This is a genomic window from Olleya sp. AS48 (assembly GCF_038900355.1).
GTDB lineage: Bacteria > Bacteroidota > Bacteroidia > Flavobacteriales > Flavobacteriaceae > Olleya.
In genome coordinates this window covers 1-26,160 of sequence record NZ_JBBMRD010000013.1, presented here as the reverse complement: position 1 = coordinate 26,160, position 26,160 = coordinate 1, and the positions used below count along the sequence as shown (strand labels likewise).

19 protein-coding genes and 1 pseudogene are annotated in these 26,160 nt (G+C 32.1%); 12 read left to right on the top strand and 8 right to left on the bottom strand.

The annotated features are described in order from the left end of the window. Nucleotides 1-353 precede the first annotated feature (353 nt). The 4 genes from WNY60_RS14120 to WNY60_RS14105 are packed head-to-tail and all read left to right on the top strand — an operon-like array spanning nt 354 to nt 3,212. Nucleotides 354-1,103: a sensor histidine kinase gene (locus WNY60_RS14120; protein ID WP_342862767.1), complete on the top strand. Its 750-nt coding sequence runs from the start codon at nt 354-356 to the stop codon at nt 1,101-1,103. Continuing rightward, nucleotides 1,100-1,792: a LytTR family DNA-binding domain-containing protein gene (locus WNY60_RS14115; RefSeq protein ID WP_342862766.1), complete on the top strand. Its 693-nt coding sequence runs from the start codon at nt 1,100-1,102 to the stop codon at nt 1,790-1,792. The genes WNY60_RS14120 and WNY60_RS14115 overlap by 4 nt, the downstream gene beginning before the upstream one ends. Nucleotides 1,793-1,848: 56 nt before the next feature. After that, nucleotides 1,849-2,433 carry a hypothetical protein gene (locus WNY60_RS14110; RefSeq protein WP_339807667.1) on the top strand — a complete coding sequence of 195 codons (585 nt, stop codon included), beginning with the start codon at nt 1,849-1,851 and terminating at the stop codon, nt 2,431-2,433. After that, entirely contained in the window at nt 2,433-3,212 is a 780-nt protein-coding gene (locus WNY60_RS14105; protein ID WP_342862764.1) for a nitrilase family protein, read from the top strand. The genes WNY60_RS14110 and WNY60_RS14105 overlap by 1 nt, the downstream gene beginning before the upstream one ends. Here WNY60_RS14105 and WNY60_RS14100 read toward each other — a convergent pair. Together WNY60_RS14100 and WNY60_RS14095 are read right to left on the bottom strand one after the other, a co-directional pair. Continuing rightward, entirely contained in the window at nt 3,199-4,782 is a 1,584-nt protein-coding gene (locus WNY60_RS14100) for an Ig-like domain-containing protein (protein ID WP_342862763.1), read from the bottom strand. The genes WNY60_RS14105 and WNY60_RS14100 overlap by 14 nt on opposite strands. Nucleotides 4,783-4,869: 87 nt before the next feature. Then, nucleotides 4,870-5,553: a phosphoribosyltransferase family protein gene (locus WNY60_RS14095; protein WP_342862762.1), complete on the bottom strand. Its 684-nt coding sequence runs from the start codon at nt 5,551-5,553 to the stop codon at nt 4,870-4,872. A gap of 153 nt (nt 5,554-5,706) precedes the next feature. On the opposite strand from WNY60_RS14095, the gene WNY60_RS14090 reads away from it, so the two are divergent. The 4 genes from WNY60_RS14090 (at nt 5,707) to WNY60_RS14075 (ending at nt 9,954) form a co-directional block, all read left to right on the top strand. Next, on the top strand, nt 5,707-6,615 hold the full coding sequence (locus WNY60_RS14090) for a hypothetical protein (protein ID WP_342862760.1): 909 nt from the start codon (nt 5,707-5,709) through the stop codon (nt 6,613-6,615). Between the two features lie 169 nt (nt 6,616-6,784). Further along, nucleotides 6,785-7,690 carry a hypothetical protein gene (locus WNY60_RS14085; RefSeq protein WP_342862758.1) on the top strand — a complete coding sequence of 302 codons (906 nt, stop codon included), beginning with the start codon at nt 6,785-6,787 and terminating at the stop codon, nt 7,688-7,690. A gap of 116 nt (nt 7,691-7,806) precedes the next feature. Further along, nucleotides 7,807-8,364: an rRNA adenine N-6-methyltransferase family protein gene (locus WNY60_RS14080; protein WP_145004304.1), complete on the top strand. Its 558-nt coding sequence runs from the start codon at nt 7,807-7,809 to the stop codon at nt 8,362-8,364. 48 nt (nt 8,365-8,412) lie between these two features. After that, complete coding sequence (locus tag WNY60_RS14075; RefSeq protein WP_339807672.1) at nt 8,413-9,954, top strand: glycine--tRNA ligase; 1,542 nt, start codon at nt 8,413-8,415, stop codon at nt 9,952-9,954. A 71-nt stretch (nt 9,955-10,025) separates the two neighbouring features. Here WNY60_RS14075 and WNY60_RS14070 read toward each other — a convergent pair whose 3' ends face one another. The 6 genes from WNY60_RS14070 to WNY60_RS14045 all read right to left on the bottom strand — a co-directional run bounded on the left by WNY60_RS14070 (nt 10,026) and on the right by WNY60_RS14045 (nt 22,125). After that, a complete protein-coding gene (locus tag WNY60_RS14070; RefSeq protein WP_342862755.1) occupies nt 10,026-10,607 on the bottom strand; it encodes a hypothetical protein in 582 nt (193 codons plus the stop codon). Nucleotides 10,608-10,705: 98 nt separating this feature from the next. Continuing rightward, a complete protein-coding gene (locus WNY60_RS14065; RefSeq protein WP_342862753.1) occupies nt 10,706-12,679 on the bottom strand; it encodes a heavy metal translocating P-type ATPase in 1,974 nt (657 codons plus the stop codon). A 22-nt stretch (nt 12,680-12,701) separates the two neighbouring features. Next, nucleotides 12,702-13,847 (bottom strand): efflux RND transporter periplasmic adaptor subunit, encoded by a 1,146-nt coding sequence (locus WNY60_RS14060; RefSeq protein WP_342862751.1) that lies wholly within the window; start codon nt 13,845-13,847, stop codon nt 12,702-12,704. A gap of 4 nt (nt 13,848-13,851) precedes the next feature. Beyond that, on the bottom strand, nt 13,852-18,165 hold the full coding sequence (locus WNY60_RS14055) for a CusA/CzcA family heavy metal efflux RND transporter (protein ID WP_342862749.1): 4,314 nt from the start codon (nt 18,163-18,165) through the stop codon (nt 13,852-13,854). 67 nt (nt 18,166-18,232) lie between these two features. Then, a complete protein-coding gene (locus WNY60_RS14050) occupies nt 18,233-18,559 on the bottom strand; it encodes a hypothetical protein (RefSeq protein WP_261375375.1) in 327 nt (108 codons plus the stop codon). A gap of 122 nt (nt 18,560-18,681) precedes the next feature. After that, the gene (locus WNY60_RS14045) at nt 18,682-22,125 is read right to left on the bottom strand and encodes a hypothetical protein (RefSeq protein WP_342862747.1); all 3,444 of its coding nucleotides are present in this window, start codon (nt 22,123-22,125) and stop codon (nt 18,682-18,684) included. Nucleotides 22,126-22,301: 176 nt separating this feature from the next. Here WNY60_RS14045 and WNY60_RS14040 point away from each other — a divergent pair, with 176 nt between their 5' ends. The 4 genes and pseudogenes from WNY60_RS14040 to WNY60_RS14025 form a co-directional block, all read left to right on the top strand. Continuing rightward, a complete protein-coding gene (locus WNY60_RS14040) occupies nt 22,302-23,063 on the top strand; it encodes an exodeoxyribonuclease III (protein WP_145004282.1) in 762 nt (253 codons plus the stop codon). 15 nt (nt 23,064-23,078) lie between these two features. Beyond that, nucleotides 23,079-24,032 carry an OmpA family protein gene (locus WNY60_RS14035; protein ID WP_342862745.1) on the top strand — a complete coding sequence of 318 codons (954 nt, stop codon included), beginning with the start codon at nt 23,079-23,081 and terminating at the stop codon, nt 24,030-24,032. A gap of 179 nt (nt 24,033-24,211) precedes the next feature. Continuing rightward, nucleotides 24,212-25,246, top strand: coding sequence for an aldo/keto reductase (locus tag WNY60_RS14030; RefSeq protein WP_342862743.1), 1,035 nt, complete (start codon nt 24,212-24,214; stop codon nt 25,244-25,246). A gap of 141 nt (nt 25,247-25,387) precedes the next feature. Then, nucleotides 25,388-26,160: pseudogene (locus tag WNY60_RS14025) on the top strand (hypothetical protein); the annotation flags it as partial.

Here is a 26,160-nt window from a genome sequence, read left to right as displayed (position 1 = left end):
ATAAAAATGTTAACCAACTACGTACTTAAGATTGCAAACAGCAATTATTTATGCAGTTTGCATTGCTTTTATTGGCTTTTGTACTTTGTTTTTTGATGGTTTTAGGTTTTTAGATTACTTTCAGACTTGTTATGACAGATTTAAAAAAACACACGTCACAAATTTTAGTTCACCTCTTGGGATGGATGCTATTTATATTTGTATCGCTATATATATTTTCCAGATATTATTGGGCCGAAAACCCTTTTTTGCAGTATTTATCTATACTTGCAGTAATTGTTTATATTAATCATTTTATACTCTTGCCATTTTTTGTAAAACGAAAATGGTATATTTTTTATGGGTTGTTATTTATGACAATTTCATTTTTAGCCACTCAAGTCTATTGCAATGTTTTTGCACAGTGTGGTTGCTCCATAATGAAATGCTTAAGTGATTATTTATGGCAAACCTTGGTGCCTTTAATATTTTTCTCGTTTATATGGATGTTGTTTCGTTTTTTGGACGAACAAAAACAAAAAGAAGACATGATAAAACAACATACTGAAATGGAGTTAAAGTTTTTGAAATCGCAAATTAATCCACACGTATTGTTTAATAATTTAAATACGATTTATTCTTATTCTATTGAAAAACCTACCGAAACTCCAGAACTTATTTTGATGCTATCAGATAATTTAAAACACGTGTTGTATGATAGTAATGCGCAGTATGTTGATTTAGATAAAGAACTACAGTTTTTGGATAATTATATTAAGTTTCAAAAAATTAGAACCGAAGGTGTAAAGCAAATTAACTATACGACAAGTATCACATCTAATTATTCAAAAATAGGTCCATTATTGTTAATTACCATTATTGAAAACGCTTTTAAACATAGTGTGTTAAATAGTGTTATTTCTATTGAAATTATTGAGAATAACAACCTTTTAAAATGTACTTGTATCAACGATTTTGAAAATAAAATTACGGATACTACACAATTTAAAATAGGATTAATAAATTTAGAAAAACGGTTGCAATTATTATATCCAGAAAAGCACCAATTTGTAATAGAAAACTCTGATAAGTTTAAGGTTGTTTTAACACTACATTTAGTATGACTTGTATAATTATAGAAGACGAATTGCCTGCTCAAAATTTACTTAAAAATTATTTAAGTAAAATTCCTGAGTTACAATTGCTAGCTACTTTTCAGGTAGCAATGGATGCCAATAATTACTTTAAAACTAACATTGTAGATTTGGTGTTTTTAGATGTTAATTTACCTGACATTTCAGGGTTAGATTTTATAAAAATGGTAAAAAATCCACCAGCAATTATTATGACTACTGCTTATCCAGAATATGCAGTTTGCAGTTTTGAGTTGGATACCATAGTGGATTATTTGGTCAAACCCTTTGGTTTTGATCGATTTTTAAAGGCTGTAAATAAGGCTGAAGACCGATTTTTAAAACAAGATGTTGTTAATCCAACTACTGAAGATTCTATTTTTTTAAATGTGGATAAAACACTTCATAAAATAATTTTAAAAGATATTTTATTTTTAGAATCTGATAGAAACTATATTACTATTACCACTAAAACACAAAAACTATCCTTTATAGATTCACTTAAAAACTGGATCGAAAAATTACCTAGTACTCAGTTTGTACAAATCCATAAATCATTTATTATAAACACTAAAAGTGTGACTAAAATCTCAGGGAATGAAATCTTTATAACAACCCACAGATTACCTATTGGAAGAACTTATAAAGGTGAGTTGCTTAAAAAGTTAAGAATACTTTAAACTAGATTATTTTGTAGGAAATTCTCCTTACTTTTACTTTCTAATTTATTATTAAAATGAAGACAATAAAAATACTTTTAATACTACTAATTACAGTAGTATCTCATACACTAACTGCTCAAGAAGTTACTTTTGATAATCAAGCTTATGTGGTAAAAAACAAAGTTATTAGCTTAAATGGTAAAGATGTTTCTGAAACATTAACTGAATCTCAAAAAATAGAAATTTATAATTTGGCAGACACCAAGAAAGCTGAAATTAAAGCTGCAGAAAAAGCAGTTAAAGCAGCAGATAAGGAAAAACGTCAAAAAGAAAAGCAAGCTAAAGCTGAAGCAAGAGAAGTTAAGGCGCAAGAAAGAGAACGTAAAGCTGCAGAAAAGGAACGTAAAAGATCTGAGAAAGCTAGAAAAAAATCGGAGAAAGCGCGTCAAAAAATAGAAAAGGCTAATGCTAAAATAGAAAAAGCAGAAAGCAACTTGGAAAAAGCTAATGCTAAATTAGAAAAAGAAACTAAAAAATATCAAAAGCTTGAAGCTAAAGGAAAGCTGTCTCCTAATGACATTGATAAATGGGAAGGTAAACTTGAAAAGTTAAGATCAAATATTACTAAGGCAGAACAAAAACTGAATAAATTAAAGTAGTGGACACTGTATTAAATATTGCAATTATTCAGTCTGATTTGGTTTGGGAAAATCCTGAACAAAACAGACTGAATTTTTCAGAAAAAATAAATGCAATATCTGATACTGTAGATTTAATTGTTTTACCAGAAATGTTTACTTCTGGATTTACTATGTTTCCGCAATTTGTTGCAGAAGCTATGGATGGTAAAACCATACAATGGATGCAGTCCTTAGCAAAAGCAAAAAATGCAGCAATAGTTGGTAGCTTGGTTATAAAAGTGGATGATAATTACTATAATAGACTAGTTTTTGTACATCCTAATGGACTTATTGATACTTATGACAAGCGACATACGTTTACGTTGGCAGGAGAGGATAAAGTATATAAAAAAGGGAATCAAAAACTAATAATAAACTACAAAGGTTTTAAGATTAGACCTTTAATTTGTTACGACTTGCGCTTTCCGGTTTGGTCCAGAATCTCTGAGGATTATGACGTGCTTTTATACGTGGCAAATTGGCCTAAAAAAAGGATTAAAGCTTGGGATACTTTGTTACAAGCAAGAGCAATAGAAAATATGAGCTATTGTATTGGTGTAAATAGGGTAGGATTGGATGCTAATAATTTTGAGTATCCAGGACACTCTGCTGTATATGATGCTTTAGGTGAAAAATTGATTGATATCAACTTAAATACCGAAGCTGTTAAGCTAGTGGCTTTAACTAAATTTCATGTAGATGCTACCAGGAAAAAACTACGTTTCTTGGACGATAAAGATGGTTTTATTTTAGAATAAATTCTTCAATTAATTCCCAGCCAACTCTAACCTCAATAGGTTTTTCAGAATAGCTTACACGCTCTGGGTTTTTAGAAGTTAAATAGACTCCTGTATCATATATTTTATTTTTGTTGGAGTCAAAAATAGCTCTTATATAATACTTGTTAGGTTTAACTAAATAGAAATCTAAGGGTTCAGGTTTGGTAGTATATTTTTCGTATTTAACCTCGTTTTTGTCATCTACTAATTGTACAATCAAAGGGTAAACACCATTTTTAATATTAACACGTACATTTCCTAAACTAGATGCTTTAACCGTAGATAGGTTAAAGTTTAAAGTGTCATTGGTGTTGTCAAAAAAATCGGTTACAGCATTTGGTAACAAGCGGACTTTGTATTTATTATCTTCTTTTTTATCAAATAAAACCACTATAGTATTTTGCAATGTATCTAACTTGGTTGTAAAAGCAACATCAGTAGAATCCTTATCCATGATACTTATTTGATTTTTATCAAATTTGGTAATTGGGATATTTGCCGAAATTTTTAAAGTTTCAATAAAATCTATATTACTATTAGGTGTCGCTTTAAGTAATAACGAATCTTTTTTATTATCCTTAATTCTAACCGTAAAGGTGTCAATTTTAGTTTTGTAACTAACTTTAAAAACTAATGAGTCTACTTCCAGTTTAGGTTTGTAAAAATAGTTTAAACTGTCTGTTGCTTGATCTTTAAAGTAGCTTGACGTGTAATCTGCAGGTACATCAGATAATAAGTCAATACTCATGTTTTTATAATCATTACCTTCAAATCCAAATGCAATTTTTTCACCTGAAACTAATTTTGGTTTGTAAGCTTTGTAGTTTATTTCTTCTTTAAATAATTTTAATTCATAAAAAGCAGAACTGTCTGTTGATACAGTAATATACTCCTCATGAAAACCAATTTTATCTGTTTTTTGGTCAAACTTATTGTTACTATTATTGTCTTTTAATGCTAATAACTTATAAGTTCCAGCTTTTAAGTTTTCTAAGGTAAAATTAGTAGTACTATCCAATGTGTTGGTTACATATTTTGGATTTTTTTTATAAACTACAGAGTCTGTATAAGTCGAATCCACTTCATATAAATTAACAGATATAAAAGGATCTGTGGTACGGTTTAATGCATCCATTACTTTTCCTTTTACTTTTAAAGAATCTATATAATCACCTGTAGAAAACACATATTTATAATATGTGTATGGGTTTTCTTCGTTGTTGTCTACTATACTATTACCAAAATTAAAGGCATAGGTGGTATTTGGTTTTAAAGTATCAAATATTTTAATTTTTATAAAGTCGCTAGAACTTCCTAATGGTGTTATCTCTGGCGTGATATCCATTGGTGGCGAAATAATAAGCTGTTTAGATAGGTTTTTAATCTTAATATACTCGTCAAAATATATTCTTATCTCTTTGCTATTAAAGTTTGTAGAGTAATTTTTAGGAAATGTTTTTGTAATTTTTGGAGGCGTAATATCTGGTTCTCCTCCACTAATATTTCCTCTATTAGCACAATTGATAAAAGAGAGCGCTATAGCGCACAAAAAACAAAAATTTAAAAAACGATTTTGCATACTAATTTAAATGAAGATACAAATTAACAACATATTATTCGTTTAACGAAAAATGCCTTAAGCTATTGCCATAGCAGCAATACTTATTTTTATGTTTTTAGCTTTATTTAATTCTATAATACAGGCTTCTAAGGTGTTTCCTGTGGTAATAATGTCATCAACTAACAAGATATGCTTGTTGTTTAGTTTTTCTAGTTCTTTTACAGCAAAAGCTTCATTGTTTAATTCCCAACGTTCTAATCTAGTTTTTCGCGCTTGAGATTTTGATGGATTTGTAATCTTAATCAAATGGTCTTCATTAAAATCTGTATTAAGTAATGTTGCAATATTTTGACCAAACTTGGAGACCTGATTATAGCCTCTTTTTTTAATTTTTTTTGGATGTAATGGTACAGGAATTACTACATCTATAGCTTGATATTCGTGGTTAGATTTTAGCTCTTCGCCTAGCCAATCACCTAAAAATGTCCCTATAGCTTCATTTTTACCATATTTTAATTGGTGCAGTAAATGTTGTACTATTCCTTTTTTTTCAAATCGTAGTAAAGCGGTTGCAGATTCTATTTTTGCACGACCATAAAAGACGTTTTTAACAAAAGGGTCTTGAGTTAAATGGAAGTTTGTAGTAGGCAGATTATGTCTACAGTTGGTACATAAAAAAGATTCGTTGTCTGTTAAAGTGTCCTTACAAGCATTACATACCAAAGGGAAAAACAAATTGGCTAAAGCTTTTAAACTCATGTTTACGATTAAAGATTATGGATTAAAAATTAATACTAAATAGATATAAAAAGCTATAATAGTCTAGTTTTTAGTGAAAAACATGTTCAAGTTATCGAAAAATTCTTACAATTCCATTAATTTATATTATTTTAGTGATAATTATTAAAACTCATGATTATTAAACCCCAAACCTATAATCTTAAGTTAGTTATCATTGCGCTGCTAACTATGCTTTGTGCGCTTGGTTTATATAGTTATTATAATTACAGCTCTTTAAATCAATATAAAAACTTTCTTGTAGATGAAAATGCTTTAATAGAAGCAGAGCTTAATCAATTATCAATGGATTTTAATGCACTTAAAACGAATAACCAATTATTAAGTGATAGACTAGAGCAATCCAAGATTAAAATCATTCGTATTTTGGATTCTGTTAAGCATATAACACCAGATATTAAGCTGTTAAACCATTACAAAAAACAATTGCAAGCTATAAAACTTGAAAATTCTAAAATATTAGAATTAGTTAATCAATTAAATAAAGAAAATAAAGTACTACAAGAAGAGGCACGATTAGCTGATGAAGCATTGGATAAAACGATGTTACAATCTAAATCTTTAAAGCAACAAAATAGAGCTTTGTCAAAACTTAATACTGACTATTTAAATGAAATAGATAAAGCAAAAATGATAAGTATTAGTGATATCTATGTTGAAGGTGTCAAACGTATCACTAACAGTGGTAATATTAAAACAACCACAGCTGCAAAACGCGTTAAGATGCTAAATATTTGCTACACAGTGGCTAAAAATGACATAGCTACACAAGGTAAAAAAGAATTATATTTTCAGGTGTTAGATCCTAAAAATAACGTAATTGCTTATAAAGGAGATATTACCATTAGTGATACTTCCTTGATGTACAGTCAACTGGATGTTATTAATTATAATAATAATAGTTTGCAGACATGTGTTTTTATTAACCTTTCTGATAACGAAATTTTATTAAAAGGTGAATATTATATAACTATATATCATGATAATCAATTAATTGGAAGTGCTAAGACAACTTTTAATTAGTGTAAAATATAAATATTAATCCATTTATTTAAAAACGCTAAGTGCAGAAGTGCACGAGGCGTTTTTTTTGATTTTAAGAGAGTTAAACAATTTTTTTACCTCTTCATCGATTTTAAATTGACACCTTAATAAATAACAATATTTTTATTTTTTAAAATAAAATTAAATCATGTTAATTTTTCCTCATACATATAACTATAGGATAATTATAGGCTCATTGATTGTTGTTTTTGTAATATTAGGATCTTACACGTTTTCTAACTATAATCAATTAGTAGATTATAAAACATACGTGTCTCAAGAAAAAAAACTATTAGAAAACGAATTGTCAGATATGGTAATACGTTATGATAATATTAAGGTGGATAATGATTCACTTCGTAATAAATTACAACAGTCAAAACTTAATGTAGCGCATATTCTAGATTCTATAAAAACATTGCAGCCAAGCGCTTCATTATTATCATTATATCGCTCTAAAATTAATCTTTTACAAAAAGAAAATGCAGCATTTTTAAATGTTGTATCTACACTTAAGACAGAAAACAATCGTTTAGCATCTCAAACCGAAGCTGTTACACAAAACTTAAAAGTAGCAAAAAACAATACCTCAAGTTTATCTACTAAAAATAAAGGATTGGCTACTGCTAACGCTAAAATGTCGACTGCTTTAGACAAAGCAAGTCTTTTAAGCATAGCCTCTTTAGACGCAAAAGCAGTAAAACGAGTTACTAAAAAACGCATAGTAAGCACATCAAATGCTAATAAAGCTAATAAGCTATATGTATCATTTACGTTGGATAAAAATAAATTAGCAACAACAGGAGTAAAAGATTTATACATTCAAATTTTAAATCCTAATAATAATGTTGTAGCAGACCAAGGATCAATATCGTTTGGAGAGCAGTCATTAATTTTTAGTAAAAAAATTAAAGTTGACTATAAAAACGAGGCTATTGACGTTAATACATTAATAACTACAGATTTGGATGAGCCTTTAACTAAAGGCGTCTATTTTGTAAACGTGTTTTACGATAATACAAGACTAGGAAGCACCTCTATAATGCTTAAGTAATAGTTAAACAATAATTAAATAGCACCATTGTCGTTTATAATGGTTTTAATTTAGCATTTTATATCAAATAATAAAAAAGCTTATATTCGTTTATATTATCTCTAAAAACCCCTTTTTTGAACAAAATAAATTTTTTAAAAGAATCCTTAAAAAGCTTAAAAACTTCAGGTACTTTGTTTCCAAGCTCTAGATTCTTAGCATCAAAACTATTAAAAGGGATAGATTTTAGTACTGCTAAACTAATAGTGGAGTTTGGTCCAGGTAATGGTGTCATTACTAAAGAGATTTTAAAACGATTACAACCAGACGCCAAGCTGATTAGCTTTGAAATTAATGAAACCTTTTACAAAGATTTATTAAAAATAGAGGATCCAAGGTTTATTGTTTCTAAACAATCTGCCGACAAAGTACAAGAGGTAATTAAGCAACATGGTTTTACAACTACAGACTATATTGTTTCCAGTTTGCCTTTAACAAACATTCCTAAGCCAATTACTCAAATTATTATGGATAGTGCCTTTAAAAGTTTAAACTCAAAAGGCTACTTTTTTCAGTTTCAGTACAGCTTAACATACTACGCAGCATTAAAAGAAAAATTTAATGGCAATATTACATTAGGTTTTGAGCCATTAAACGCACCTCCAGCATTTATTTATACTTGTCAAAAAGACTAATCAATTTTTGGTTGTACACTTTTATTTATCGTTTATCTTTGTACTATTATGGCAAACAACGACGATCAATTTAAAAAAGTAATCTCTCACGCAAAGGAGTATGGTTACGTATTCCAAAGTAGTGAAATCTATGATGGACTTAGCGCAGTTTACGACTACGCTCAAAATGGAGCAGAATTAAAGAAAAACATACGTGACTATTGGTGGAAAGCAATGGTACAGATGAATGATAATATTGTTGGTATCGATGCAGCAATATTTATGCATCCAACAACTTGGAAAGCCTCAGGACACGTAGATGCCTTTAGTGACCCATTAATAGACAACAAAGATTCTAAAAAAAGATATAGAGCAGACGTTTTAGTAGAGGACTATTGTGCTAAAATTGAAGCAAAAATCGATAAAGAAGTCGCTAAAGCGGAAAAACGTTTTGGCGAAGCTTTCAATAAACAAGAATTTATTTCTACCAATCCTAGAGTTTTAGGTTATCAAGAAAAAATTGATACCATATTAAAACGCTTAGGAAAATCTTTAGAAGCTGAAGATTTAGCAGATGTTAAAGCTTTAATTGAAGAATTAGACATTGCTTGTCCTTTATCAGGAAGTAGAAACTGGACTGACGTTAAGCAATTTAACCTAATGTTTGGTACCAAACTTGGTGCTACAGCAGAGACTGCAATGGATTTGTATTTACGTCCAGAAACAGCTCAAGGTATTTTTGTAAACTTTTTAAATGTGCAAAAAACGGGAAGAATGAAAATTCCTTTCGGAATTGCTCAAACAGGTAAAGCGTTTAGAAATGAGATTGTTGCAAGACAATTTATTTTTAGAATGCGTGAGTTTGAACAAATGGAAATGCAATTTTTTATTAAACCAGGCACACAAAAAGAATGGTTTGATTACTGGAAAGAAACCAGATTAAAATGGCATAAGTCTTTAGGTTTAGGTGAAGACAACTACCGTTTTCATGACCATGAAAAATTAGCACATTACGCAGACGCTGCAACAGATATCGAGTTTAAATTTCCGTTTGGTTTTAAAGAATTAGAAGGAATCCACTCGCGTACTGATTTTGATTTAAAACAACACGAAGAATTTTCAGGAAAAAAACTTCAGTATTTTGATCATGAAGACAACGCAAGTTATACACCATATGTTTTAGAAACGTCTATTGGTTTAGATAGAATGTTTTTAGCAGTATTTTCAAACTCATTAATGGACGAGACTTTAGAAGATGGTAGTGTTAGAACAGTTTTAAAACTACCAGCAGTCTTAGCTCCAGTAAAAGCAGCAGTTTTTCCGTTAGTTAAAAAAGATGGTTTACCAGAAATAGCTAAACAAATTATTGAAGATCTTAAATGGGACTTTAATGTGTTTTATGACGAAAAAGATGCGGTTGGTAAGCGTTACAGACGTCAAGACGCTAATGGTACACCATTTTGTATTACAGTAGATCATGAAACTATAGACACCAATACAGTTACTATTAGACATAGAGATACTATGGAGCAAAAACGTGTTGCCATCTCAGAGCTTAAAGACATTATCAAAAAAGAAGTTGATGTGAAAGAGTGGTTAATGAAGATGTAAAGTATTATAACAGGAATTTATAAAAAAGCCCAAACTAATCAGTTTGGGCTTTTTTGTAAAATATTTAAATTTTAGAATCTAATTCCAAAATTAATTCCAAATCTTGGCTCGACATTATCTAAGTAATCATCATCAATGCTACCAAGATTTCTTGCTATTTCTCCGTTAATTCCTAACGTAAAAGTGTCATTAAACACCCATTTATGACCAATACCAAAGCCTAAAGAAAAACCGTCTACATCATACGTGTATTCTTCTTCTACATTAGTGTCACTAATATAGTCGTAATAGTAATAATCCTCTACAGTTACAGTTCCTGTTCTAAGTTTAGCTTGCGGATAAAAGTAAAAACCAGCATGATCTTTTTTCTTTGAAAAATAGATAACATATGCTGCTTTAAGACTAATGGCATCAGAGTCTTTTATATATCCAGTGTCATAGTAAGCATAAGTGTCAAAAAACGTTGCTCCAATAAAAAGTGACTGATTTTTTTCTAAATAACGTTCGTAATTAACGTTAAATGATCCTGCGACTACTAAGTCAAATAAATTTGATGAAATTTCATTTTTTTTTGTAGTTGTTTCAATGTCTTCTTGAGCAAATCCATAAAAAGAAGTCAATAATAAAACGAATAATACATGTGTTTTTTTCATAAATAAGATTGATTGATTAAAGCGTATAACTTATCAAAAGCCATACCATTACTAGATGGTAAATGCAATAAATGGTTGCGTAAATAAGAATAGTATTATTAATCTTCCTTATAAGCCAATAAGCGTAAAGCATTTAAAACAACCACTATGGTTGATCCTTCATGAAACAAAACTGCCAATCCAATATTGGTTAATCCTAAAATTGTAACAGGAACAAGTATAGCGACAACGCCTAAACTTATAAAAATATTCTCTTTAATAATGCGTTTAGAGGCTCTGCTTAATCCAATAACAAAAGGTAAGTTTTCTATTTTGTCAGACATTAAAGCGACGTCTGCGGTTTCTAAAGCCACATCACTTCCTGCTGCTCCCATAGCAACACTTACAGTGCTTAAAGCCATTGCTGGAGCATCATTTACACCATCTCCAACCATAGCAATTTTCCCGTCTGTTGCTAATAAATTTTTGATAGCTTTTACTTTATCTTCTGGTAATAAGTTTCCTTTTGCTTCGGTTAATCCTATTTGTTGTGCAATAGCATCACCAACATTTTGATGATCTCCAGTTAGCATAATCATGCGTTTTATGCCAATTGCTTTTAGCCTTTTTAATGTGCTTTCTGCTGTTTGTCTTGGCGTATCCATAACGCTAATTATACCTATTACTTCATTTTTTAAAGCAACCAACATAACGGTATGACCATGTTGTAAAAAACCATCCATTGTTGTGATTACAAAATCTTGAACAGTAATGCCTTCATCTTGCATTAATTTTAGATTCCCAATAAACACTTTGGCATTGTTGTAAGAGGCTGTAACTCCTTTTCCTTGTATGGCTTCACTATTTTTAGCAACGCCTTTAAATTGGATATTATGTAGTTTTTCAATATCCTTTGCTATTGCTTTTGCTAGTGGATGATTACTTAAACTTTCTACCTCTAAAACAATTTGTAGAAATTCATTTTCATCAAAATTATTTAAAGCAATCACATTGGTTAATTTTGGCTTTCCTTCGGTTAGGGTTCCTGTTTTATCAAACGCAATTGTGGTAATGCTTCCTAAATCTTCTAATGCTTTTCCGCCTTTAATTAAAACGCCTTTTTGTGCTGCTCTTGCAATTCCGCTAAGGACTGCACTTGGCGTAGATATTGCCAAAGCGCAAGGACTTGCTGCAACCAAAACAGTTATGGCTCTGTACAAACTTTCGCTAAACGTTTCGTCTATAATTAGGTAGGCAAAGCATAATAATACAACTACAATAATTACTATTGGCACATACCATTTTTCAAATTTTTTGGTTAAACGTTGGGTTGGCGATTTTTGGGTTTCTACCTCGCTAACCATTTTAATTAATCGCGCGACTGTGGAGTCGTGACTTAGTTTTAAAACATGTACTTCAATGGTGTTATCTCCATTTATAGTACCTGTAAACGCAATGTGTTTTTTATCGATGTGCTTAAACTCAGGTAACTTGTCTAAAGTTGGGATTGCTGTTTTGTCAACAGGCATACTTTCTCCAGTTATTGGTGCTTGATTAAGGCTGCTGTTTCCAGATATAATTACACCATCTGCTGCAATTTTAGTGTTTGGTTTGACTACGATTATATCTCCAATTTTTAAATTTTCAATTGGTGTTTCAATAAGCTGATTCCGGTTTTTTACTAATGCTACTTTAGGAGATAAATCACTTAGTGCTTCAATAGATTTTTTTGCCTTATTCATCGCGTAATGTTCCAGCGCATGACCTAAACTAAATAAAAACAGAAGCAAAGCGCCTTCTGCCCAACTGCCAATGTAAGCTGCTCCAATCGCAGCAGCAATCATTAAAAAATCAATATCAAATTGGCCTTTTGGTAGTTTTGCTCCAGCTTCAATTGTTATAAAATAACCACCAAAAAAGTAAGCAATTATATAACTTGAGAGCGATGCCCAAGTTGGTAAATCGGTTAGTTTTGCTAGGGTAAAACCAGTCACTAAAAAAATACCACAAAGTATTGCAAAATACAGCTCTGTTTTTTTGCCAAAAATCAAATTATGGCTGTGGTTGTGTGCTTGGTTAGTGTGTTTTTCCATTTAGTTTACTCTATGATTATAGTTAATGACTGTGTCCTCCTTCGCCATTATTTAGTAACATATTTGTGCCTTTTGTCACTATTTGTTTATCCTTTAAAACTTCAGAATTTAAAATTTCGACATAGTCTTCAGTTTGTTTTCCAAGTTCTAATTTAAACTTTTTAAAACGAAATTCATTTGTATTTTCTTCTTCTAAAATTAAAACAAAAAATTCATTATCAACTTCAATTAGTGCTTCTTTTGGCAAACCGAATCCTTTTTTACTATCTATAATAATATCAGCATCTACAAACATCCCAACAATAAAATTTTCCTTGTCGTTATCTACGTGTCCATGTACTTTTACGCGTCGTGTTTGTTCATCAATTGTAGTACCAACCAAATGCACTTCTGCTTCAAAGGTTTTGTCCGAAGCTTCAGGAATTTTAAACAGGATTTTTTGACTTTTTTTAATTTGCATAATGTCTTTTTCAAAGACTGATAACTCTAAGTGAATATGGTCAATATCTACAATTTCCATGATAACATCGCTAGGCGAAACATAGGTTCCGTTACTAATATTAACCTTTGTAACATGACCAGAAATTGGTGCATGTAAATTTACAGTGGAAGAAATATGTCCTTGCTCCACGCTACTAGGATTGATGTTTAGCATTTGTAATTTTTTACGCAGTCCGTTATAATGTGCAAGGTTACTTTTGTAAGCGCTTTCGGCTTTTAAGTAGTTCTTTTCTGAAGTAATTTTTTCTTCAAACAATGTTTTTTGTCTGTTGAATTCAGATTTTAAATAATTTAATTGCTCTGAAACTTCTAAGTAGTTTTGCTGAATCTCAACAAATTCCGGATTTTCCAAGGTGACTAAAAGTTGTCCTTTTTTTACGCTATCTCCAATTAGCAAAGGTGTTTTTGTGATGTAGCCACCAGAAAAAGTAGAAACGCTAGATTTGTTGTGTGGAGGCACATCAATCATTCCGTTTACTTTTACGGTTTCATTAAAATCGTATTCCTTTAATGTTCCAAAAGCCATTTTTTCGCCTTCAAACTGTGCTTTTGTAATGGTGATGTCGTCATTATGTGATTCTGTTGCAGGAACTAGTTCTATTGTTTTTTCTGAATTTCCGCAGGCTACTAAAACCAGCGAAAATAATAGGATATATATCTTGTTCATCTCTTTATAGTGTTAAGTGATTGATGGTAATTACGGTTTGGTTGTATTGGTTTAATTGCTCTAAATAGCTAAGCTGAATATCTTTTGCGGTTTCTAAACTTTGGATGTATTGAAAGAAATCGATCTCACCTTCTTTAAAAGTTCTATTTGCTGTTTTTATAATTTCTTCGGAAAGGGTTTTTCCTTGCGTTTCATAATAATTAATAGCGTCTTCGTACTGCTGAAGCTTTGCCAATAACGATTGGTATTCTGCATTTAATTTAACTTGATAATCTTGTTTTTGTTCGACAATAATATCTTGTGCGATTTTTGAAGCTCTAATTTTAGAGCGTTGACCACCAAATAAAACAGGGATTTTAAGACCTAATTGATAGCCTTTTATATTGTCGTTTAGAGTGCTATTTGTACCCTGAAAATATTCCGCATTTAAATCTGGAAGTAAGCTTTGTCTTTCTAATTTAGTTTGTGCTTTTTGATAATTAATAGTCGCATCAAAAATGGATAATCCCACATTTTGATTAACAGATAATTGCGCTACTTCTAGTTTTTGGAGCAAACCATCTTCAATAGTAATAGAATCTACTTGCACCATTTTTTTAAGTTGCTGGTTGTATAAAATAACTTCTTGCAGTGATTGTTTATAGAGTGTTTCCAACTGTTTCTGTTTGGATTGTGCAGTTATCATTTCTAGATAATTAGTTTCACCTAACTCAAAACGACGCTTTGCTTTTTGTGCAAAATCTTTATACAAGCTGTCTAAATATTTATAGTTTTTGGCTTTGTTTTTAGCATAACTTAATTGGTAATAATTAGCATAAACCTGCTTTCTTATTTGCTGTAATTGCAAACTAAAATTTGCTTCTTGTAAACTTACTTTAGATTTGTTTACTTTCTTTTCAGCAAAATAAACCGTTGGGAATTTAAAATCTTGTGAGATTCCAAAAACCTTAAGAGGCTCATTGTTTATTGCTAAATTACTTTCGTCATAATTATAATAAACACTCGTTTTATCATAGGTAAAAGCAGATCCAACTAAAGCATTTGATTGGTCAATTTTTAAGTTTTCAGCTTTTAAATTCGCATTGTTTTCAATTGCTACAGCTAAAGTTTCTTCTATAGTTAAGGGTTTGTTTTGTGCTTGAATACTAAAAGTAAATAGCAAAATAAGTATTGTAGCTATTGATTTTTTATTCATTTTAAGTTCTTTTTTTTCTTCAAACCAAGCGTATAAAACGGGTAATACTACTAAGGTTAGTAAAGTTGCAGTAACCAAACCACCAATAACAACCGTTGCTAAAGGACGTTGTACTTCTGCACCAGCATTTGTAGAAATAGCCATAGGTAAAAAACCTAATGCTGCAGCTGCTGCGGTAAGTAAAACTGGTCGTAAACGTTCTGTGGTTCCTTTTTTAATACGTTCGTTTATATTGCTATAACCTTCAGCTTTAAGTTCTTTAAAATGCTCGATTAATACAATTCCGTTTAGTACTGCAATTCCAAATAGGGCAATAAAACCAACACCTGCAGATATACTAAAAGGTAAATCTCTAGCCCATAATAAAAGAATACCACCAACTGCAGATAGAGGGATTGCAGAATATACAATAAGAGCTTCTTTAACCGAGTTAAATGCAAAATAAAGCAGAATAAATATTAAGACTAAAGCTACAGGGACTGCCACTAATAAACGGTCTTTTGCACTTTGTAAGTTTTCAAATTGTCCACCATAAGTAATGTTGTAACCAACAGGTAGTTTTAACTTGCTTTCTATAATTTGTTGCACGTCGTTTACAACAGATTGTAAATCTCGGTTTCTAACGTTAATACCAACTACAATACGACGTTTGGTGTCGTCTCTAGATATTTGAGCAGGACCAGTTGTATAGCTAATTTCTGCTAATTCGCTAAGCGGAATTTTATTTCCATTGGGTGTATCGACATATAAGTTTTGAAGACTTTCAATGTTTTTTCTGTTATTTTCTTGAAGTCGAAGTACTAAGTCAAAACGCTTTTCGCCTTCAAAAACACTACCTGCGGTTTTACCAGCAAATCCCATGGAAATAACATCGTTTAAATCGGAAATATTAAGTCCGTAACGTGCAATTTTACTTCGGTTGAATTTCACACTCATTTGTGGTAAGCCTTCTACTTTTTCGACTGAGATATCTGCAGCACCTTCCACATTTTCAATTAGGTTTTTAATCTCATCAGCTTTGTTTGCTAAAACGGTTAAATTTTCTCCAAAAATTTTAATAGCCACATCAGCACGAACACCAGTTACTAGCTCGTTAAAGCGCATTTCTATAGGTTGGGTAAATTCTACTTCCATTCCTGGAATTACGGTTAAGGCTTCTTTAAATTTATCTGCTAATGCATCTTTACTTTTTGCAGAGGTCCATTCTTTTTTAGGTTTCAGTTTTATAATAACATCACTTTCTTCCATAGACATTGGGTCTGTTGGTACTTCTGCAGCGCCAATTCGTGTCACTACTTGGTCTACTTCAGGGAAGTTGTCTAAAAGAATTTGCTCAATTCTTGTCGTGATTTCTATCGTTTTTCCTAAGGAAGTTCCGGTTTTTAAAACAGGTTGAATAACAAAATCACCTTCGTCTAAAGTGGGTACAAATTCGCCTCCCATTTTACTAAAAATCCAAATGCTTGACGCTAGTAAAATTGCCGATAACACGATGACTATCTTCTTGTTGGACAACGCCCAGTTTATAATTGGTGTGTAGCCTCTATTTAGAAATTTCATTAATCTAACAGAAATGTTTTTTGCAGACTGCTTACTAGGTTTTAGAAACAAAGAAGACACTACAGGAACATAGGTTAAACATAAAATCATTGCTCCTATTAAAGCAAAGCTGAAAGTCATTGCCATAGGCTTAAACATTTTACCTTCAATGCCACTTAAAGACAAGATTGGAATAAACACGATTAAGATTATTAATTGCCCAAAAATGGCAGAATTCATCATTTTTGACGCGCTTTTTAGTGTTATTTGGTCAATTTCGGCTTGTTTTTCTGTTTTGTTAATTTCTGAAAGATGCGCTGCTTTCGACATAATTTGAAACGCAATAAACTCGACAATAATAACTGCGCCATCAATGATAATTCCAAAATCGATAGCACCTAAACTCATTAAATTGGCATCTACTCCAAATTGACGCATTAAAATTATTGCAAACAATAAACTTAACGGTATAACCGAAGCAACCACTAATCCAGAGCGCCAATTACCAAGTAATAAAACCACCACAAAAATGACAATTAATGATCCTAGAATTAAGTTTTCGGCAACGGTAAATGTGGTTTTTCCAATCAGTTCGCTTCGTTCTAAAAAGCCATTTATATATACGCCTTCTGGTAATGTACTTTGTATTGACGCGACACGCTCCTTCACAGTGTCAATAACTTCTTTAGAGTTACCATTTTTGAGCATCATGATTTGTCCTAATACTTTTTCGCCTTCACCATTTCCTGTGATGGCTCCAAAGCGTGTTGCACTTCCAAAACCAACATTAGCAACATCTTTAATGTAAATTGGTGCGCCATCATTTTTAACGACTATGTTCTCAATATCTTTTAAAGAGCCTACTAAACCTTCACCACGAATAAAAAAGGCTTGCTCATTTTTTTCGATATAACCACCTCCAGAAACACTGTTGTTTTTTTCTAAAGCGTCGTAAATTTCTGCAATAGAAATATTCATTGCAGTTAGTTTGTTTGGGTTGATAGCAACTTCGTATTGCTTTAAAAATCCGCCCCAAGTATTCACTTCAACCACTCCAGGAATTCCTGATAATTGACGTTTGACAATCCAATCTTGGATGGTACGTAAATCTGTTGTGGAATATTTGTTTTTGTAACCAGGTTTTACATCTAAAATGTATTGGTAAATTTCGCCTAAACCAGTAGTTATTGGTCCCATTTCTGGAGTACCGAAACCTTCAGGTATTTTCTCGGAAGCCGATTTTATTTTTTCGGCAATAAGTTGTCTTGGTAAAAAGGTTCCCATGTCGTCATTAAAAACGATGGTTACCACAGACAACCCAAATTTTGAAACCGATCGGATCTCTTCAACACCTGGTAAATTAGCCATTTCAAGCTCTACAGGATAGGTTATAAATTGCTCGACATCTTGTGTAGATAAATTGCGCGAAGTAGTAATAACCTGTACTTGATTATTGGTAATATCAGGAACAGCACCAATGGGTATTTTGGTCAATGAGAAAATACCGAAGCCAACAATAAAGGCTGTAAATAGGAATATAATCAGCTTGTTTTTTAAGCTGAATTTTATGATGTTTTCTAACATAATTCATAAAAATTAAGAAATAATAAAATGCCTATTTTAAGTAAATAGGATTAAGATCTAAATTGAATTATGCAGCTCTGGGTGGCTGAAAAATAGAAGTTTTAACAGCGTCTGTTATTGTTTCGTTGTAATGAAAGTTAAAAGGGATTTCTATAAACTCTTGATAGTTAATTTCGAAGTTGTTTGCAAGACCTATAAAAGAGGTGTTGATGTGTGTGCACATATGATGACTGTCTTTAAAAGGAAGGTCTTCGTGTTCTTCATGGTCATTATCATGACTGTCTCTAGCGTCTCCATAATGTTCGGCTAAAAACTCAAAAAATGTATCACCATACATTTCTTCATGAAATTCGGCATGCTCTAGCAACACACTAAATTTGGAAATATCTTCCAAGTTTATGTTGAAACTCTGCACGAGAATCAAAAGTGAATAGGTGATTGCTAAAATTTTGCTCATAATAACAATCAAATTTACAAAATTAGATGCGTCTTATGGTAACAAAAGTTACAAATGTCTTAAAAATAAGCTTTTAGTTGCACGTTTCCTGTATGGATGGTCTTGCTAGTTTCAGTTTTACGTCCAAAATACGTTAGGTTTAAATCTAAAAATTTGGTTAGTTTTTTTTGTGCTAATAAGGTCCAAGTAAAGTTTTTTCCGGGTTGTAAACCTTCAAGCATTTGGAAAGCGACAGGACTGTTAGCGTTACCTTCAAAGGTGTTGTTAAAAACATTAAATTCGCCAGAAATGGCACCAACTTGCGCATTCCCTTTTGGAGAATATGCAAAAGAAAGACCATATTTTTGTTGTTTTAAGGTCTCTAGATTATTAATAGTATTGTCTTTGTTTGTAAATTGATAAAACACATCAAACTGCACATTGTCGTTTAATAAATAAGATAATTTAGGGTTGAGTTTATTGGTGTCAATATCAAAGTTTTTACTGCTAAAGTTTTCACTGTTGCTAAATTGTTGCTCTAAAGCAGAGGTTAAAGTCGCTAGCCAACTGTTTTTAATTTTGTGTATAAAATTTAACTGATGACTTTTAAGATTATTCTCTATAAATCCGAAGCTTAGTGTGTTTTCGCTACTATTCCATAAATAGGTGTAAGACGTGGTGTAACGTTGTTTTCCGCGATTAAAAAACAATACATTTCTAAAATTAAGTGTTAGTCCTAGTTGGTTGTCTTCGCCTTGCTTAAATGGATTTAAGTCAAAATCAGCATCGTCACGTATAATTTTTCGATCTATTAAATAACTACTTTGATTATAAAACTTAGAAAATATTTTTTTGGTTTTACTCTCTGCGTTTACCCAATCAATAGGGTTTAGGGTAAGGGTTTGACTTAACCTATTTTGATGTGTTTTAATAAAAACTTGATTAGGTAAAAGGACTCTAATATATTCACCTTGATCTTGGAATTGCGCTATTTCAAACTCTTCAAGTTCTTGGATTCCATTTTCATTATAATCTATCCATGTATACGCACCTTGACCAGGTTCGACTTGCACATAAGTAAAATCTTGCTGTGGTAAGGTTCCGGAATTAGTTTCAAAAGCGGTGTTCCAAATAATACCATTTTTTAAAAAACGCTGATTAAATAATAAGCGAGAGTTTAATGAGTTTTCGTTTGGTTGCTCTTGGTCTTCATTTTTTAAAGTTCTGTAGTTAACATACAAAGACAGATTTGTTTTTTCGTTTTTAAGTAATCTAGTGTCTAAATAATATGTGTTTGAGCTGTTTACACGATCTAGTTTTCCGTTACGTAAACTGTCATTTACACGGTATTTGTAACCAACTTCTGCGTAGACATTTGTACTATCACCAATACCTGTAAAAGCTTCATAAGCAGTAAAACGTTGGGTCAAATTGGTAAATTGTTGTGTTTGGTTAATACGTTCTTTGTTTTCTTCTGCAGAAAAACCTGTTCCAATCCATTGTTTTTTTAAGTTGTATATGGCTTTATTATAGGTCCTGAAAAACTTAGAAGAGTTTTTTGTCCCATTTGCTTTTAATATGCTAGATGCTGTGTTTAATCGTATATTGCCAATGTTTAAATTGGCGTTAAGATTATGTTTGTTTCCATTAAAATTTTCGGAATAATTTAAATACTGAAAATTATAATTGATTTGACCTTTTTTATAGTGATAACTTTGTAATCCTGCAGTTATTAATGCTTGGTTGCCAAGGTTGACATTTAGTAGGTTTGAATTGTCTTGGCTTAAATTCCAATCACGATTAAACTCTGGAGCATACAAACGTTGTATAGTTTTAAAATCTTGTTGAATATAATCTGCATCAAAAACCGCATTTACATTCCATAAGCTATCATTTTTTATTACGTTTTGCTCTACTGTTAATTTGGTAGCTAAGCCATTATCGTTGGCATCGTCTAGGCTAGAGAATAGGTTTAGATCGTTTTTACTGGCAGCAACTTCAAAACCAACTTTTGTCTTTTTGGTAGGTTGATAAACTCCGTTTACGGTAGCTATTTGTAGTAATGTTGGCGCTACTAATTGTACAATTGGTGCGTAATTACCTTGTTTTACACCTGCAATAGGTGGCGTAAATTGATAAATGTTATTTATAGCATTGCTAGAAGACAATATATAATCGCCTTGATTGTCTCCAACTAATGTAAACGTAACACCAAATAAGGTGTCGTCTGGATTGTTAGAAAACACATAAATAGTGTCACCATTAAAATCTTCTTTTTTGTATAAAATCCTATTCTCGTTGAAGGTTTCTGGTACTTCAGACAAGGCAACCATTTGTTGTGAGTCGTCTCCTGCAGTACTTAAAATTGCCACTTGTTCTTGTGATAGATTTTGTTGTAATGGATTGTTTTTTGAGTCATTTTCAGAATACACTGAAACGCCTAATTTTAGTTTTTCGCTTTCATGATTTGCACCACCATAAGCTACAATTCTAGAGTAATTTCTTTCAGAGTATTGAAAATCTATGCTAATTCTCATCTCGGATGTCATTGGGTAAGTGGCATTAAAAATAATTTCGCCTGCGTTATAATCTATAATATAATCTTCGTTTTCGCCACGCTTTAATGCTACACCATTTACATAAACGGTTTCGCTACCAGATACAATTAGTACAAATAATTCGCCATTTGGACCTTGCAGTTTGTAAGGACCTTGGTTACCTTCTTGAGCAGTAAATTGATAATTGGTAAATTGACCACGCACTAAAGCGCCAGATGCAAATACGTTAGTCTGTTGGTCGTCGTCTCCAAATTTAGCTTTAACTTGTAGTCCTTGCACGCGCTTAGTAAAGGATGCAAAGTAGGATTGGTCATTAATTAAATCTATATCTCCAGCACGAATAGCCCAATCGTCAGAAAATAATTCTAAAAAGACTTGGTCAAACTCGTCTAAACGTTGCGAGTAACCAGTTTCTTGTAAAGGTATATTGGCGTCTTGTATGCTGGCACGAAGCGAGACGTTATCGTTTAGTTTTCCTGTAATTTGTAAATCAAGCTCACTGTTTAAAACCGAGTTTTGATTATTACCAATAGTTACACCACGACTAATACTTCCAGAGGTTGTTAAACCATCAAACGGTTTGTAGCTGTTGTTCGTGTTAGGTTGTGTTAGTTGGACTAGTTTATTTATGTTGTCTGTGTTTTCAACTATAACACTTTTGTCAAACTGTTTGTAGGTTTTGGTTAAAAATTCAGGATAACTTTGGTAATTTATTATTACAGAATCTGTGGTAATAGGTTTTAAAAATGTAAGTGTTGATTTTCCAAAGTCTACTTTATAATAACTTGTGTCTATAACAGCACCTGCTTTGGTTTCAATTTTAAAACCAATGTTGTTAATACTTACACTGTCAATTATGATGGTTTTACTAGTAGCAAAAACTTTTCGGTTTAACCCATTAGTTTGTTCTTGCGCAAACGCAAAAATTCCGAAGAAAATAAAAAAACAAGTAATGGTTAATTTCATCTATATCTATAACACCAATATAACTAGATTATTTTGTTAATATTTTTTCAGTAAAAATGGCGTAATTCATCTTGTAAAAGTAAAGCATTATTTAATTTAGCAGAAACAAAAATTTTTAGTACTATACTAGCTTATTAAAAAGTTAGGTAATAAACAAAAACAACAAACTAATACACATGAAAATTATCTCATATAACGTTAACGGAATTAGAGCAGCAATCAACAAAGGATTTATAGATTGGTTACAAAGCGCCAATCCTGATGTGATTTGTTTGCAAGAGATAAAAGCAATGGAAGAACAGTTAGATTTAGATTTGTTTAAAGACGCTGGTTACCATTATAATTACTGGTTTAGCGCTCAAAAAAAAGGCTATAGTGGTGTCGCTGTATTGTGTAAAACAAAACCTAATCATATAGAGTATGGTACAGGAATAGAGTCTATGGATTTTGAAGGACGTAATCTTCGTGTGGATTATGATAACCTATCAATTATGAGCATGTATTTGCCTTCTGGTACCAATGCTGCACGATTAGAGCATAAGTTTGATTACATGGATTTAATCCAAAAGTATTTAAATAAATTAACAGATACGTTACCCAATTTAGTAGTTTGTGGAGACTACAATATATGTCATGAAGAAATTGATATCCACAATCCTAAAATGAAAGGTGTTTCTGGTTTTTTACCAGAAGAGCGTGAGTGGTTAGGCGATTTTATAGATTCAGGTTTTATAGATTCGTTTAGGCATTTAAACCCTGAGCGTCAAGAGTATTCTTGGTGGAGCTATCGTGCAAATGCAAGAGCTAATAACAAAGGTTGGCGTTTAGATTATGCAATGGTTAGCCAACCATTACAACAAAAAATAAAAAGAGCAGTTATATTACCAGAAGCTAAACATAGTGACCATTGTCCTATTTTAGTCGAAATTGAATCATAATCCCAAATAATAACAATGAAAAACAGAATTTCAGTAATCCTATTAGTGCTTATAGCAACCAGTTGCGTCTCTCCAAAAGTGTATAAGGAGTTAGAAGGTAAATATGCAACCTTAAAAAAAGAAAACAGAAACCTAAAAGATGAAAACAATGACTTGTTAAAAGCTAAAAATAAAGCTAGTAATGATTTAGCACAGCTACAGGCAAAATATGACGACGCAGTCAAACGTCGTGACCAACTAGAAACAGATTATGCAGTAGCACAAAATAAATATGATGCACTAAAAGCCTCTTACGACGCGTTAGATGCTAATAGCAGTTCTGCAATTGCTGCAAACACACAAAAAAACAGAGAGTTATTAGCGCAATTAGAAACTAAAGAGCAGGCATTAGCTGCAGAAAACGCGAGACTAGCACAGCTTAAAAAAGAGTTAGAAGCACGCTCACAACGTGTAGCAGATCTAGAAAGCATTATAGCATCCAAGGAAGCAGAAATGACAGCTCTTAAAAATGCAATATCAAGTGCTTTAACAGACTTTGAAGGTAAAGGACTAACTGTAGAGCAACGCAACGGTAAAGTTTACGTCTCTATGGAAAACAAATTACTTTTTGAGTCAGGTAGTTGGGCAGTTGGAGCACAAGGTCGTAAGGCAGTACAACAATTAGGAACCGTATTAGGTGATAACCCAGAAATCTCAGTACTGATAGAAGGACATACAGATAACGCACCATATCCACCAAAAGGAAACATAAGTAACAACTGGGACTTGTCAACAAAACGCGCCACAGCAATTGTAACCATTCTACAAGAAAATACAAATATTAAAGCGGATAACTTAACAGCTGCAGGTCGTGGCGAGTTTGCTCCAATTGCACCAAATACAACAGCAGAAGGTAAGGCTAAAAACCGTCGTATCGAGGTTATTTTAACACCAAAATTAGACAAGATTACCAACCTGTTAAATAATTAATTTAAGCGCGTTACCACAAGGGTCAGGCTATCCGTTATATCTTTTTTTGCCATATATGGCAGCAAAAAAAGGATGCCACTTCTATCCTTAACGCAAACCTTAACAAACATTTGACCTTTAATTACTAACAATAATTAAAGGTCTTTTTATATTTGTTTAAAAGCTAAACAATCAAATCGATGAAATACACAACACTTCCAAATACAAACATAAAAGTCAGTAAAATATGTTTAGGCACAATGACTTTTGGAAATCAAAATACCGAAGCCGAAGGTCATGCACAATTAGATTATGCAGTGGAGCAAGGTGTTAATTTTATTGATACAGCAGAGCTGTATCCTGTTCCAGCAACAGCCGAAACATCAGGTAGAACAAGTAAGATTATTGGGACATGGTTAAAAAACAAAAAAAGGGAAGATGTAGTTATAGCCTCAAAAATAGCAGGAACAGGAGATTATACAGCCCATATACGTACAACAGGCTTTACAGCAGAATCAATTAAAGAGGCTGTAGATTTAGAGTTAAAAAGATTACAAACAGACTATATAGATCTGTATCAATTACATTGGCCAGAACGTCAAACCAATACCTTTGGAGTAAGAGACTACAAGCATAACCCAAAGGATCCTTGGATAGATAATTTTAAAGAAGTTCTAGAAGCTTTAAACCAAGTGAAAAAAGAAGGAAAAATTAGAGAGATTGGCTTGTCCAATGAAAAAGCTTGGGGAACCATGCGTTATCTAGAAGAGGCTAAAACTAATAACTTACCAAGACCAGTAACCATCCAAAATGCTTACTCGCTTTTAAACCGTGTTTTCGAAGGAGATATGGCTGAGGTATCTTTAAGAGAAAATATTGGTTTATTAGTGTATTCTCCTATGGCATTTGGAGTGTTGTCAGGAAAATATGTAAAAGGGATTGCTGGAGATAATTCTAGATTAAAATTGTTTCCAAGATTTGCAAGATATAGTAGTGAGCAATCTACGCTAGCAACAAAAAAATATTTAGAATTAGCAGAGCAAAATAATCTATCATTGGCCCAAATGTCGTTAGCATTTGTAAATCGTCGACCATTTGTAACTAGTAATATTATAGGTGCTTCAAGCTTAATTCAGTTAAAAGAAAATATTAATTCTATAAATTTAACACTAAATGAAGAATTAATGGAACAGATAGAAAATATTCATGCCATAATTCCAAACCCTGCACCTTAGCTGTTGTAGGCATTTACTGCTTATTTTAACACGCTTTATCGATGAAATTAGCAGTTAATCTATAATAGCATTTTTAACAGTTTTTCACGTTGTTTTTTTTTTAGTTTAGGTGATTAAATTAACTAACGATTTCTCAAACTAATGAAAAAAACTACGTTCATTTTAGCTTTGCTACTACTATTTATAGGATGGCAAGCTAATTCACAAATTACAACTTACCCTTATTCAGAAGATTTTGAAGCAGGTGATGGTGGTTGGGTTGCCGACAATACCAATAATGGTACTTGGGCACTTGGTCTGCCAGCTGCAGTAGTAATAAATAGTGCAGCTTCAGGTGCAAACTCATGGGTTACTAACTTAACAGATGTTTATAGCGCAAATGACGATTCATTTGTAACGAGTCCAGTGTTTGACTTGTCTTCTTTAACTGCGCCAACAGTATCATTTAATATATGGTACGAGGCTGAATTTAGTTGGGATGGTGCTGTATTCCAAAGTTCAATAGATGGAGGAACATCTTGGCAGAATGTTGGCGCTTTAGGTGATCCAAACTGGTACAATGATGGAACTATTAACGGTAGTCCAGGAGGACAACAAGAAGGTTGGACTGGTCGTAATGGTACAGGGTCTAATGGATGGATTAATGTTAATCATGCATTAGATGGATTAGTTGGTCAGACAAATGTAATCTTTAGATTTGCTTTTGCTTCTGATGGATCAGGTCAAGATGACGGTTTTGCTTTTGACGATGTTTCAATATTTAACACGGATTGTCCAAATCCATCTGCTATTACAGCAGCAGGTATAACATCTACATCTGTAGATTTATCTTGGACTTTAGGAGGGACAGAAGCTGCTTGGGAAGTAGTTGTTCAACCAGCTGGAACAGGAGCTCCAACTGGAGCAGGTTCTCC